This window comes from Lewinella sp. (assembly GCF_050633125.1).
Classification (GTDB): domain Bacteria; phylum Bacteroidota; class Bacteroidia; order Chitinophagales; family Saprospiraceae; genus Lewinella.
This window is the reverse complement of the sequence record NZ_JBOEFX010000010.1, coordinates 118,027-131,650: the sequence shown is the minus strand read 5'-3', so window position 1 is coordinate 131,650 and position 13,624 is coordinate 118,027. Positions and strand designations below refer to the sequence as shown.

The following is a 13,624-nucleotide window of genomic DNA, read 5'->3' as shown; positions in this document are numbered from 1 at the left end:
AAAGAATGACTGCTTCTAATACTCAACACTTTCCATAAAGGAAAGTATTTATTCAAATACCTCCAACATAGGAAGTTCAATAACGGCTCTTTCTTCTGGCCCTACACTTGCAAATCCTAGAAGGCCACCAGAGGCCTCTGCAACGTGCTCAGCAAAGGTGCGGAAGTTTTTGTAGTAAATCGCTGCATCAAAAGCATCCAGCTTATGGAGGATAGGATTCAACTTCGCCAGTTCCTCAGATATAACCTGGGTACGTTCAGCGGTTTCTTTTGGTAAGCGGATAACCATCTCATTAATCCGGCTTGCAAAGTGATCGCTAACCAGCTTATAATAGTCGTTCAACTTGCTGGCATGATCATAACTCCGAATCTTCGTAACCTTTTCCGCCCATTCCAGTTCGTTATCGTCCATTTTACCGTCGGCTCCGGCGACAAGGATCGTAATTAACGGAATAGCATCAACCATGTGTTGTTTTTCCGCTTCGGTGAGTTTGCTAAATTCTCTTGGCATTTGGCGCTATTTTTTTACACGCTTAGATAGAAAGCACAGTGGCTTTACAGCCTGTCTTTCAATGATGCCGCAAAAATAGAAATTTTCTATAAAGAATTCTACCCGATTGAACACCGATATGCTGGCATTAAAGAATTTTATGCTATACTACCTCCTTTGTCAAGGTTTCCCTCAATTGCTCTAGCGCTTGTTTACGGGGCAGGTGCTTACACTTCAATTCCCAACGAACGAGTAAAAAAGCTAGCAAAAAGCTTCCTAAAACAAATAGCCAGCGCCAAGGGTCTACCTCTCTTTGGGTCATCCTGAAGATCGTCACTAACGCTGTGGGTATTAAAAACCAGTAAGCAAACGTCTGCGCAAAGCGAACGAGATAATTGGCATTTGTAATAGCTTGATCCAACTCGGCCAGGATAGAACTTGGCTGCTGATTCAGCGACGCCAAGCGTTGTCGGCGTTGCCAAAAAACGTAAGCGCCTGTGCCCAACATTACCACCGATGCTACAATTTGATAAGCCGTATCTTTTCCTATCCACAACAACATTACGCTGGTGACGACAGCGATAATCATCATCCCCCATTCGTTGGTTCGCGCAATACGATCGGCCTGTGATGCACGGCGACGAACCTGTCGGTACAGTGCCTGTTGGTCAATAATATACATAGGTTCATTGGTTTGTTGATTCCACACTTTTTGCAAGTCTTTAAAGTCCATAAGTATGATTTTTTTGATTTTCCGCCGCCCGCTTGGTGAGCCGTTGCTTGATGCGATGAATTTTCACCCCCACATTGGATTCACTGATCCCCAATATCTCTGCCATCTCCTTGTAACTGAATCCGTCTAGTAAAAGCAAGGCTATTGAACGGTCAATTTTATCCAATCGGGTGATTTCCGAGAACAACCACTCCAATTGAGCATTCTTTGATGGCCTCGTTTCGTGTTGAGGTACTTCCCTCACATAAAGAATATTTTGTTCTTCGCGCCGTCGCACTTTCTTTTTCCAGGTGATGGCCGTATGCAAGGCTATCCGATACAACCAGGTTGTAACCGCCGATGCACCTTTAAACCGAGGAACAGAACGCCAGACCTGCAAGCATACCTCCTGAAAAAGATCATCCTGATCCGCTTTTTGTACGGCATAAGCCCGCACCACTTTAAAAAGCAAAGCTTGGTGCTGCTGCAACCATTGTTCGAAAATACCCTTGCGCTCCTGCTCACTCATGTTGTTTTCAACCTTATTCGCCCTACTAGTCTATTGGGGTTGTCCTTTTCTTACAAAGGGGGAAGTATTTTTTCAAAAAACAAAAGGGGGGTCCTCAAATTAAGAATTAAAAGCTTGTCCACTAACAGCCCGGTGCCGATCCCGTGCCGACTTTTCTAGTCGGGACGGGAGAAGGGATGGCCCCAAATAAAGAAAGCGCCCGACAAGCGGGCGCTTTACCAAAATGCTAAGTTGCTTATTAACGGAAGCAATAAAATAAAAGTCATGATGGGAATTTAACCCACCAAATATCTAGTCCACCTGATCGTGGAGGTAAGCGTTGCCACGACGCAAATCGGGCTCTTCTTCGTCACCAATAGTCCACTGCGAAAGGTCGTGGCCTTCTGATCGGGGAATGTTATCCAACTGAACGCCACGGCGGAGGTAAGCGGGCTCACTCTCCATCTCGTTGACCGTTTGTGGATTATTCAATTTTACATGTTGACTGCGCAGGCGCTCTCTCCGGCGCTCTTCCATTTCACGGGCACGCTCTTGCTCTGCCGCTACTTCAGTAGGGTTCTTGGCCTGAGGGTCTTCGTACGCATAGTTCCGACGCTGGTAACGGGAAACTGTTTCCTTTACGTCATCAAACTCGTAGATTGGAGACTGAGGAGCTTCCTCGCCTTCGTAACCAATACGAGAAAGGTTATTCGGTTGATTAGGCTGGTTTGGCATTTCTTGCTTTTGCTCCTTGCTGGCAGCAGCTTCCTGCTCATCATCCAAGCTAACCACTACACGGTTAGGTTCCTCTTTCTCAATGCGCTTGCGCTTGTTTTCAAAGCCGGTAGCGATCACTGTTACGCTGATACTATCGCCCAGAGATTCATCGAAACAGTTACCCCATATGAGGTCTGTTCCATAGCCAGCTTCCTCTTGTACGAATTCAGTGATCTCGAAGATCTCATCCATCGTTACCTCGCTGGTACCACTGGTGATATTCAACAGGATATGCTTGGCGCCACGGATATCATTGTCTTCCAACAATGGTGAGTGCAAAGCCTGATCAACCGCCACGCGAGCACGGTCATCACCCTGCGCGGTAGCAGTACCCATGATGGCTACGCCACTCTCCCGCATTACCGTATTGACATCCTCAAAGTCAACGTTCACATAACCAGGAACGGTGATAATTTCGGCAATACCTTTGGCTGCAGTCGTCAGGATATTATCTGCCTGCCCGAATGCATCGGAGATGCTTAGGTTCCCGTGAATCTGACGTAGCTTATCGTTAGAGATGATAATCAGCGTGTCTACCTGGCTCTTCAGTTCTTCCAAACCTTCGGTGCCCTGTGCAGTACGGCGACGTCCTTCAAAGGTGAACGGAAGCGTCACGATACCTACCGTCAGGATATCCATTTCCCGAGCGGTACGTGCAATAATTGGTGCTGCTCCAGTACCGGTACCACCACCCATTCCTGCCGTCACGAACAGCATCTTACAGTCTGAACCGAGGTATTTCTTGACATCCTCGATGGATTCTTCACAAGCGAGCTTACCTACATTGGGCTTTGATCCTGCTCCACGTCCTTCGGTGAGGTTAGGCCCCAACTGAATTTTTGTAGGAATCGGACTTTGGTCCATCGCTTGATTATCGGTATTACAGATGGCGAAATCTACGCCTACAATACCTTGCTTGTACATGTGATTGACTGCGTTGCTTCCGCCGCCGCCAACACCTATTACTTTTATGATTGGGCTATCGCCCTTGGGAAGATCGAAAATCATGATCTTAAAGTTTTATGCTGCCGAAGATTACTTGGTATCAGTTCAGTTGTTGTCTTCGGTATCAGTTGTTAATAGAAAATATCAAAAATTAAAGCCTGAGTTTTAGAACTCAGAATCTGGCTCTGCTTCAAACCAATCTTTGGTTTTTTTGAAGATGGTTTCCAGCCATTTTCCTCCGGATTCACCTTCAGCAACGGTTTCCATAGCTTCTGCTTCTGCTGGTTCCTCTTTGGGTTCCGGCGCAGCGGTAGCCGCCATGATTTTACCCTGATCCATATCCTCGAAGCCTTTCAGCAACAAACCAATGGACGTAGCGTAAATCGGGCTACTCAGGTTTTTGTGATAACCGTGTGCCAGGTGTTCTACCGGCGTTCCTACTCGGCAACTCTGGCCGGTGTGCAACTCTACCAGCTTATCGATGTGACGAAGAAGACTACCTCCTCCCGTTACAACAATACCGCCAATAAGCTTGCGATCGTAGCCAGACCGGCGGATCTCCCATACCACATAATCGAAGATTTCTTCGACGCGGGCCTGGATAATCCGTGCCAGGTTCTTTTCTGATATTTCCTTAGGATCACGGCCACGTAGGCCAGGAATAGCGATGATACGATTATCGTACACCTCCTGCGCCAGGGCTGATCCGTACTTTACTTTCAGTTTTTCCGCATGGTGAGCCATTACGTTGCAACCGTCTTTGATATCTCCGGTCACTACGTTGCCGCCAAAAGGAATGACTGCGGTGTGACGAATAATTCCATCTTTGAAGATGGTAATATCCGTTGTACCTCCGCCAATATCTACCAGTGCAATACCGGCTTCTTTTTCCTCATCACTGAGAACTGCCGCTGCGCTGGCAATAGGCTCGAGGGTCAGGTTATTCACCCGCATCCCGGCCCGCTCTACACAACGATGGATGTTGTTGGAAGCCGTGATTTGGCCAGTGATAATGTGGAAATTCGCTTCCAGGCGAATCCCCGACATACCGATAGGATCGGTAATACCTTGCTCACTATCAATGGTGTATTCTTGTGGGATAACGTGCAAGATCTTATCGCCCGGAGGCAATACCAGCTTGTACATATCGCTTACCAGGCGCTCGATATCACGGCGGCTGATTTCGGTATGGTCGTTATCACGGGTAAGCATTCCGCGGTGCTGCAGGCTCTTGATGTGCTGGCCGGCAATACCAACGTGTACTTCTTTACAGGTGAGGCCGCTCTGACGCTCCGCAATACGGATAGCTTCAGTAATAGCGTTCACTGTTTTTTCAATGTTAGAGACTACGCCCCTCAGGACGCCTTCACTTTCTACTTTGCCAACGCCCAGTACTTCGAGCTGGCCATGCTCATTACGCCGTCCGACGACTGCACACACTTTAGTGGTACCGATGTCGACCGCCACAATAGCGTCATTAGGTGGGTTTACAAAATTTGATTCCATTGCATTCCGTTTTAAAATAAAAAAATGTCAATCAGGGCTCTAGTGCCCATTAAGTGTTTCATGTGTAAAGTGTGGTGGTAAAAACTCGCCCCACTTTATTTTCTTTATCTCTTTTTACACACCACTTGACCTTCGTAACGAAAATCAAATGAGCTATAAGCCTGCCAACCTTTGTAAGGCAAACCTTCGCGGTAAAAAGTCTTCAGTCGGCTCAATTTTTCCTCTGCCTTTTGGTAGCGTCCAAACAAAATCGTCTGTCTGCCAACTTTGGGGCTGAGAATAAATTCTCCGCGTTTATTGATATAAATCTGCTCTACTAAAGCATCCAAAAATGGATCCTCTCGTAGTAATTCGTTTAAGGCAAAAACCTGCCTTAACAAATGGTCTTTCTCTTCTAAAAAACCCGGTTCATACGGTGGCAAATTCCCTGTTGTCACCCTCACTCGGACAGCATAATGCTCACTTGGTGGCATTTGGTTACCTTCTTTATCCAGGTAATAGTTCAAACCATTGTTGTCCATTACCCGCAGGATGGGTTCTCTTTGCACCAACTCTATATTGATCCTGTCCTCTGCGTCAATATAGGCCTCTGCGCTTTTCACAAAAGGATCTTCTTCGAGTACTCTTTCCAAGCGTTGAACGTCCAGTTTACCTACAGGAAACGCGGTAATTGGGTGCGCAAACCGCTTTTCCAAAATAAGAGGAATATCCTCTTCATTGATCAAGAAATCACCGCTTTCCAAAGGCTCAATATTGATAACAACATCATGAATAGGAGCATTTTCCTTGCGCTGCATCGCCCCTAGCACCATAGAGGTACCAGTGAGTAGGACGACTGCCCAAAGGAGCATCCTTAAAATTTTGACGATATCGCGTTTCGCTTTACTCATTTTTGTTACGCTTACTGTGCCTTAGTGGCCAGCAACTGTTTTTTAATAGGGTCAACTAAGGTGTCAATGTCTCCGGCACCCAGGGTCATTACCACTTCGGTGTCCATCTTTGCCAGCGTATCCAAAACTTCCGCCTTGGATAACAGTTGACAGTTTTTATTTTTCATGTGATGATATATCAACCGGGAATCTACTCCCGGAATCGGTTCTTCTCTAGCTGGATAAATATCCAGCAACAATGCTTCATCCAACTTATCCAGGGCAGCAGCAAATCCTTCGACAAAATCTTGCGTCCGCGAAAACAAGTGAGGCTGAAAAATCCCCGTCAGTTTTCTGCCCGGATACAGCTCGCGCGCCGCACCAATAGCTGCTGACAACTCGGTTGGGTGATGAGCATAATCATCAATATAAACCAGCTCCTTCTCCCGAATATGAAACTCAAACCGGCGGCCAATCCCCCGGAAGCTCAACAGTCCTTCCGCTATTGCTGCCGGTTTTACTCCCAAGCGCAAAGCCACGGTTATAGCTGCCAGTGCATTCTCTACATTATGCCGACCTGGATGGGGGTGGCGTAAATCTTTTATCGTTACAGCTTCGCTTTGATAATCAAAAACAAAGAAGCCTTCTTCTACCCGCAGATTTTGAGCCTGTGCATCTCCGGCTTCAATTCCGAAAGTGCTTATCTTGATGCCCAAATCGACAAAACTGCTTTCTAAGCCTGTTTTTACCAGTAGCTCTCCTCCTGGCTTCAGTTGTTTAGCGAAAGCTAAAAAACCAGTCTCCATCATGCTAGCTTCATCACCGTAAATATCCAGGTGGTCAGCATCCAGCGACATAATCGTTGCCAAATCGGGATGCAGGGTCAGGAAGGAACGATCAAACTCGTCTGCTTCCACTACTACCCACTCGCTGGCACCCTCCACAAAATTGGAAGAAAAATTACGTGCTACTCCTCCCAGAAATGCGTTACAATCGACACCACCGCTGCGCAACAAGTGCGTCGTAAGTGTAGAGGTGGTGGTTTTTCCGTGGGTACCTGCTACTGCTACCGTCCGCATTCCCTTGCTGATAATCCCTAAAACAGCGCTGCGCTTAAGCACCTCGTAGTTTTGCTCGCGAAACCATACCAATTCGGCATGGTTCGCCGGAACAGCCGGAGTATAAACCACCAAATCAACATCCTGTGGCAAGGTCGCAACCTCTGCTGTATAGCGTACTGTAATGCCTTCTGACACCAAAGTCTTCGTAAGCGTCGTTTCGGTACGGTCATAACCTGCCACCTTCACCCCACGACCGTGGAAGTAACGCGCCAAGGCACTCATGCCGATACCGCCGATACCGACGAAATAGATGCTATGGATGTTGTTTAGTTTCATTAAAAACCTGATTGTTAGTTGTTAGTTGATTGTAGTTAATTCCCATTTGGCTAAGCGCAAAACCTCTCTGGCGATTTTATCAGCGGCATTGGGGTAAGCCAATAGCCGAGCGTTTTCCGCCAATGCCTTTCGGCCTTTTTCGTCTTGCAACAAATTGATAGCTGTAGCGACCAAACTGGCTTTCGCATCTTGATCCTTGACCAAAAGGGCTGCTTTACGCTCTGTTAGAGACAAAGCATTTTTCGTCTGGTGATCTTCGGCCACATTTGGCGAAGGCACTAAAATTGATGCTTTACCCAAAAGGCAAATCTCTGCTATCGTCAAAGCTCCTGCTCTACTAATCACGATGTCTGCGGCTGCATAAGCCAAGTCCATCCGATCAAGGAAAGGCAACAGTTTCACGTTGGGCAATTGTGCCGTTGCACATTTGCTGTATTCTTCTGCGTAGTATTTTCCACATTGCCACAACACCTGCACTTCTGGGTTAGCCCCCAACTGTTCATTAGCTGCGGCTAATGCCTGATTGAGTGTTCTTGCGCCCAAGCTTCCACCGGTCACGAGTATCACTGGCTGCTGATCACTAAATCCATAATGTGCACAGGCTCCGGTGCGGTCGTTTTGCGTGGCAAGCATATCCTCCCGGACGGGGTTTCCTACTTCCATCAGCTTATTCGCAGGAAAAAACTGCTCCATTCCAGGATAAGCGACACAAATACGATTGACCACTTTTGCCAACCACTTATTTGTAAGCCCTGCATAGGCGTTTTGCTCCTGAATCAGCGTAGGAACTCCTTGAGCTGCTGCTTGCCGCAACAAAGGGCCGCTCGCAAATCCACCTGTTCCAACAACCACCTGTGGTTTGATCCGGCGAACAATCCGGCCAGCCTTCCAAAGACTTGCCAGTAGTTTCACTGGAAAAAGCAGGTTTTGAAAACTCAGCTTTCGCTGCAAACCACTTATCCAAAGTCCTTCAATAGGGTATCCCGCTTTTGGGACACGCTCCATCTCCATTTTATCTTGTGCACCTACAAAACTGATCTGAGCAGTAGGTTCCAATTCCTTCACACGGTCAGCTATAGCAACAGCGGGAAAAATGTGTCCACCGGTACCTCCACCACTAAAGATGATTCTCAATTGTTCTTGCTGCTGGCTCATTCGGCAACGGATTCTATGTATTTGCTTACACTCAGGATAATCCCGAAAGCTATACAGGTGAACAATAAGGAGGTACCTCCCATACTAATCAAGGGCAGCGTCAGGCCCGTTACCGGCAACAAATTAACATTGATACCTATATGGAAAAACGCTTGCACCACGATGACCAAACTCAAGCCCATTGCTACCATAGCCCCGAAAGCTTTCGGACTTTTGGTGATTAATCGGGTTACCCGAAAAAACAACAGCAAATACAAGCCTATGATCGTTGCTCCTCCCAGCACGCCGTATTCTTCGCAGATAACTGCGTAAATAAAATCGGCATGCGCGTAGGGCAAATAATTTCTTTGTGTACTGTTTCCTGGGCCAACGCCCGTTAGTCCTCCATTTCCCAAAGCGATCTTTGCCTGATCGATCTGATAAGTATCTTCACCTCCCGGTTCGGGGGAATAGAATTGTTGCAATCGACTTTCCCAGGTTGCTACCCTAATATGTTCGGGAAAGGTTCGCCCCAGCATAATCAGTAGTACAAAAACAACCCCACCAGTCACCATTAATAAACCGATGTACTTTAAAGCTACCCGGCCTACAAACATCATCAGTAAACAAGCCAGAAACAGAATAATTGACGTCGACAAATCCGCCGGAGCAATCAAGCCACAAACCACCACTACGGGTACAATGATTGGCAAAAACGCACTCCTGAAATCTTCAATGTAATCTTGTTTACTACTGATGGCTCGGGCCACGTAAATGATCAAAGCCAGCTTAGCAAAATCAGAGGTTTGGAAACTCAAACCAATAACCGGCAACACGATCCACCGGCGAGCTTCGTTGATCACAGGCCCCAACATCATCGTATAGAGCAGCAGTATTACTGCCATCGGTAATAATACTGGCGACCAGTTCATATACCGCCGATAATGCAGCAAGTGTGCAAAATAGGTCACTACAAATCCCGCTGCCAGGATGATCCCGTGCTTAAAAAGGTAAGCTTCGGTATTGCCTCCCCGTTCCCGGTAAGCCAACGTTCCTGTAGAGCTGTAGACCGCCAGAATGGAAAACAGCCCCAACAGGACGAGAATCGCCCAGACCACTCGGTCTCCGCGTAATTCTGCTGCTATTCTGGTTGAAAAACTCATAGTTCTTTTTGTTGAAACACTGCGGTGCAGCGTCTTTATTTTATGCTGCTGGGCAACGTTTGTACGGCGGCGCGAAATTGATCACCCCGGTCGATATAATTTTTAAAAAGATCAAAACTTGCACAAGCTGGCGATAGCAATACGACTTGCCCTTCTTTGGCCAACTTCTTAGCTGCCAATACGGCCTCTTGCGCAGTGTTCGTCTCTTCTATAGTGTCAATAATTCCTGCAAAAGCTACTTTTAGCTTCGTGTTATCAGCGCCCAGGCAAACCAGGGCTTTTACTTTCGTACGGGCCGGCTCTATAAGCGGCGTGTAGTCATTTCCTTTGTCGGTGCCTCCGGCGATCCAAATGATGTCTTTTTCCATGGCATCAAGTGCGTAGGTGACCGCATCTACATTGGTGGCTTTGCTATCGTTGATGTATTCCACACCATCAATTACCCCTACAGGTTCCAAGCGATGAGGAACAGGCTCAAAACTTTCCAGTCCTTTCCGTATATCCTCGGTACTTATGCCAAAAGTTTGCACCATACCTGCCGCAAAGAGGGCATTCAGTGCATTGTGCTTTCCTTTTAGCTGCGTATTCGTCAAGTCAATCTCTTCGGCTCCAATTTGGATGCCTTTTTCTGTCAACTGCGCCTTGCTTACCGGGCGAAGTTGAGCGGCAACCGGATTGCGCTCCATGCCATTGGCGATATTCTCGTCTTCGGCCAGGTACCAAAAAGTGTCGCCAGCTTCCTGGTTTTTGGCAATACGCATTTTCGAATCGATGTAGCCCTCCATCTCATAATTGTAGCGATCCAGATGATCCGGGGTAATATTCAGGATGGCCGCCACTTGGGGTCGGAAATATTGAATACTATCCAGTTGAAAACTGCTTACTTCAATCACAAAAACATCCGGGGCAGGTTCCTCTGCCAAATGGCGGGCGAAACTTACACCTACATTACCTACCAAAGCTGCCGTTTTTCCTGCTGCGTTCAGCAAGTGATCTACCAGGTAGGCCGTTGTTGTCTTACCATTGCTTCCTGTAATTGCCACCAAAGGGGCATCGGTATAACGGGAAGCAAATTCAATTTCTCCGATAACAGGAATCTCCTGATCGTGTAACTGCGTAATAAGCGGTACCGTATCCGGAATTCCAGGGCTCTTGATGACCTCATCAGCAGCGAAAATACGTTCCCAGGTATGCTGTCCGCTTTCGAACTCTATACCTGCAAGCTCTAGTTCTACCTGCTGGTTCTGACCAATATTGCCCCGGTCAGAAAGAAACACTTTTGCCCCTTTCTTTTGTGCCAACAAAGCCGCACCTACGCCACTTTCGCCGCCACCTAAAACCACAATATTTATCGGTCTCTCCGTAAGCATTAGCGAAGTTTTAGCGTTAATATGGTAGCTACCGCCAACAGGATTCCGACGATCCAAAAACGCGTAACGATCTTGGTTTCCGGCATTCCTTTTTTCTGATAATGATGATGAAGAGGAGACATCAATAATATCCGTTTCCCTTCACCGTATCTTTTCTTGGTGTACTTGAAATACCCCACTTGTACCATCACAGAGAGATTTTCAGCTACGAAAATTCCACATAGAATTGGTATCAATAATTCTTTTCTTAGCAAAATGGCCATTGCAGCAATAATGCCTCCCAACGTCAGACTTCCGGTATCTCCCATAAAAACCTGTGCAGGGAAGGAGTTGTACCACAAGAAGCCTAAACAAGCCCCTAAAAAGCAGGCGGCATAAATCACCAACTCTCCACTACCGGGCAGGTGCAAGATATTGAGGTAGTTGGCCGCAATACTGTTACCCGATACATAAGCAAAAACCGCCAGGGTTATCCCAATAATACCCGAAACACCGGTGGCTAATCCATCCAGGCCATCCGTCAGGTTCGCAGCATTAGATACTGCGGTGACTACGAAGATGACTAAGGGTACAAAAATGATCCACGCCAAATGTGGAGCCAGCGGCAGCAAGCGACCATAATCAAGGCGATTTCCTTTTAAGAAAGGTACATTCGTCAGGTTGGTCTTGTAATCCGCTTTGAGGGTTACCACATCATTTGCAGTCTTTACTTCAATCGGGCTGCCAACCATTTGCTCGTTGGTCAGTCCAATGCTTTGCGCTTCAGCAACATCCAAGCGAACGACAATCTGCTCGTTGTTCATCATCGTCAAGGCGATGAAAAGGCCCAAGCCTACCTGCCCCATTATTTTGAAGCGGCCGTGTAGTCCTTTTTTATTCTTACGAAACACCTTGATATAATCGTCAATAAACCCAATCACCGTCATCCAGCTGGTAGCTACCAGCATCATCACGATATAAATATTATCCAAGCGGGCCATCAACCAACAAGGAACCAGAATCGCCATTACAATAATGATACCTCCCATGGTAGGCGTCCCTTGCTTTGATTTCTGCCCTTCGAGGCCAAGGTCTCTTACCTCCTCTCCTACTTGCAGGGATCTCAACAAACGAATGATCTTCCCTCCAAAAAGCAAAGAAATGATCAAGGATAGAATGATTGCTATTCCCGCACGAAAAGTGATGTACTGGAATAGCCGCGTCCAGGACCCTAGTCCAAACGTCGCATCTAACCATTCTACCAAATAAATGAGCATTGTTTTTTCTTTTAGGTTCTAGTTCGTTTGCTTTATCAAATCCAGGGCATTCCGCAACACTTCATCATCTGAAAAAGGATGCTTTACACCTTTTATTTCCTGGTAAGTTTCGTGCCCTTTGCCGGCGATCAATACGATATCTCCTGGCTTGGCCAAGCGACAAGCGGTAACAATTGCCGAGCGTCGATCCGTTATTCTCAGTACCTGATCCTTTTTATCAACAGGCACACCTTCTTCCATTTCATTCAAAATGGCTTCCGGGTCTTCCGACCGAGGGTTATCACTGGTCAAAATCACCAGATTGCTATAATCGCAGGCTGCTTTAGCCATCAATGGCCGCTTCGTTCTGTCGCGGTCACCACCACATCCAAGCACTGTGGTTAGGCGCTGATTGCGAGGCAACATCTCCCGGAGCGTCTGGCAGATTTTCTCTACAGAATCCGGCGTATGTGCATAGTCCACTACACCCGTAATCCCACTTTGGTTATTACGTACATAACTGGCTCGACCAGCAGGGCCAGGCAAACCACTCAGGATGCGAAGTACTTCCTGCGCGGGTGCATCCAGCAACACCGCAGTTCCGTAAACGGCCAAAAGGTTATAGGCATTAAAATGGCCAATCAAGCGAGCAAAAAGCTCGTGTCCTGCCAGTTCCATATGCAAGCCTTCGGCGCTGTTACCCAGTATCCGGGCCCGGTAGTCAGCCATGGCTCGTAGGCTGTAGCTACGCTTGGTAGCCGCAGTATTCTGAACCATCACGCTGCCGCGCTTATCATCTACATTCACCAGGGCAAAAGTCCCTTTGGGCAAATTGTCAAAGAACTTCTTTTTCGCTTCGATATAGGCCTTGAAACTACCGTGGTAGTCCAGGTGATCGTGCGACATATTGGTAAAAACGCCGCCGGCAAAATCCAATCCGGCAATACGTTCCTGATCCACCGCATGAGAACTTACCTCCATGAAAACGTAAGTACAGTTGGCTTCTACCATCTGTGCCAATAAACGGTTCAATTCCACTGCATCTGGCGTAGTATGAGAAGCGGAAATAACCTCCTCTCCTATCCGGTTTTCTACCGTTGAAAGTAGGCCGGTTTTTTCGCCCAACTCCTGGTACAACTGATACAGCAAGGTGGCACAAGTCGTCTTACCATTGGTGCCCGTAATGCCCACCAATTGCAGCTCTCGACTGGGGTAATGGAAAAACGCTGCGGCCATCTGGCCCAAACAGGCAGCACTATTCGCTACGTTTAGCCAACACGCTACTTTCTTTTCTTCCGTCGATAGCGGTGCTCTTTGCGCTACAATAGCGACAGCACCTCCGGCTATTACCTGCGTCAGATAATCATGACCATCGGTTTGAGTACCCTTTATGGCTACAAAAAGGCTACCGGGCACCACCTTACGCGAGTCGAAATCCAGCTGGTGGACTTCCACGTTGAGATCGCCCCAGCGCTGGAGTACCTCTACGTTTTCGGTAAGTTGATTAATGGTCATGTTT

The 13,624-nt window shown here is 47.3% G+C and carries 12 protein-coding genes; all 12 read right to left on the bottom strand.

The features are described from left to right. Positions 1 to 48: 48 nt before the first annotated feature. The 12 genes from ACRBG0_RS02475 to ACRBG0_RS02420 all read right to left on the bottom strand — a co-directional run bounded on the left by ACRBG0_RS02475 (position 49) and on the right by ACRBG0_RS02420 (position 13,620). On the bottom strand, positions 49 to 510 hold the full coding sequence (locus ACRBG0_RS02475) for a hypothetical protein (RefSeq protein WP_431485341.1): 462 nt from the start codon (positions 508 to 510) through the stop codon (positions 49 to 51). 142 nt (positions 511 to 652) lie between these two features. Further along, the gene (locus tag ACRBG0_RS02470) at positions 653 to 1,222 is read right to left on the bottom strand and encodes a hypothetical protein (protein WP_431485340.1); all 570 of its coding nucleotides are present in this window, start codon (positions 1,220 to 1,222) and stop codon (positions 653 to 655) included. Beyond that, entirely contained in the window at positions 1,212 to 1,730 is a 519-nt protein-coding gene (locus ACRBG0_RS02465; RefSeq protein WP_431485339.1) for an RNA polymerase sigma factor, read from the bottom strand. Before ACRBG0_RS02465 ends, ACRBG0_RS02470 begins: the two co-directional genes overlap by 11 nt. 291 nt (positions 1,731 to 2,021) lie before the next feature. Then, the gene (gene ftsZ / locus ACRBG0_RS02460) at positions 2,022 to 3,494 is read right to left on the bottom strand and encodes a cell division protein FtsZ (protein WP_431485338.1); all 1,473 of its coding nucleotides are present in this window, start codon (positions 3,492 to 3,494) and stop codon (positions 2,022 to 2,024) included. A gap of 102 nt (positions 3,495 to 3,596) precedes the next feature. After that, positions 3,597 to 4,937 (bottom strand): cell division protein FtsA, encoded by a 1,341-nt coding sequence (gene ftsA, locus ACRBG0_RS02455; protein ID WP_431485337.1) that lies wholly within the window; start codon positions 4,935 to 4,937, stop codon positions 3,597 to 3,599. Positions 4,938 to 5,041: 104 nt separating this feature from the next. Further along, positions 5,042 to 5,827 carry a cell division protein FtsQ/DivIB gene (locus ACRBG0_RS02450; RefSeq protein ID WP_431485336.1) on the bottom strand — a complete coding sequence of 262 codons (786 nt, stop codon included), beginning with the start codon at positions 5,825 to 5,827 and terminating at the stop codon, positions 5,042 to 5,044. A gap of 11 nt (positions 5,828 to 5,838) precedes the next feature. Next, positions 5,839 to 7,203 (bottom strand): UDP-N-acetylmuramate--L-alanine ligase, encoded by a 1,365-nt coding sequence (gene murC, locus ACRBG0_RS02445; protein ID WP_431485335.1) that lies wholly within the window; start codon positions 7,201 to 7,203, stop codon positions 5,839 to 5,841. 21 nt (positions 7,204 to 7,224) lie between these two features. Further along, entirely contained in the window at positions 7,225 to 8,358 is a 1,134-nt protein-coding gene (murG, locus tag ACRBG0_RS02440) for an undecaprenyldiphospho-muramoylpentapeptide beta-N-acetylglucosaminyltransferase (RefSeq protein ID WP_431485334.1), read from the bottom strand. Further along, a complete protein-coding gene (locus ACRBG0_RS02435; protein ID WP_431485333.1) occupies positions 8,355 to 9,500 on the bottom strand; it encodes an FtsW/RodA/SpoVE family cell cycle protein in 1,146 nt (381 codons plus the stop codon). The genes murG and ACRBG0_RS02435 overlap by 4 nt, the downstream gene beginning before the upstream one ends. Before the next feature lie 35 nt (positions 9,501 to 9,535). Further along, positions 9,536 to 10,870, bottom strand: coding sequence for a UDP-N-acetylmuramoyl-L-alanine--D-glutamate ligase (murD, locus tag ACRBG0_RS02430; protein ID WP_431485332.1), 1,335 nt, complete (start codon positions 10,868 to 10,870; stop codon positions 9,536 to 9,538). Beyond that, a complete protein-coding gene (gene mraY, locus ACRBG0_RS02425) occupies positions 10,870 to 12,126 on the bottom strand; it encodes a phospho-N-acetylmuramoyl-pentapeptide-transferase (protein WP_020538698.1) in 1,257 nt (418 codons plus the stop codon). The genes murD and mraY overlap by 1 nt, the downstream gene beginning before the upstream one ends. Before the next feature lie 18 nt (positions 12,127 to 12,144). Beyond that, positions 12,145 to 13,620 carry a UDP-N-acetylmuramoyl-L-alanyl-D-glutamate--2,6-diaminopimelate ligase gene (locus tag ACRBG0_RS02420; RefSeq protein ID WP_431485331.1) on the bottom strand — a complete coding sequence of 492 codons (1,476 nt, stop codon included), beginning with the start codon at positions 13,618 to 13,620 and terminating at the stop codon, positions 12,145 to 12,147. Between the last annotated feature and the right edge of the window lie 4 nt (positions 13,621 to 13,624).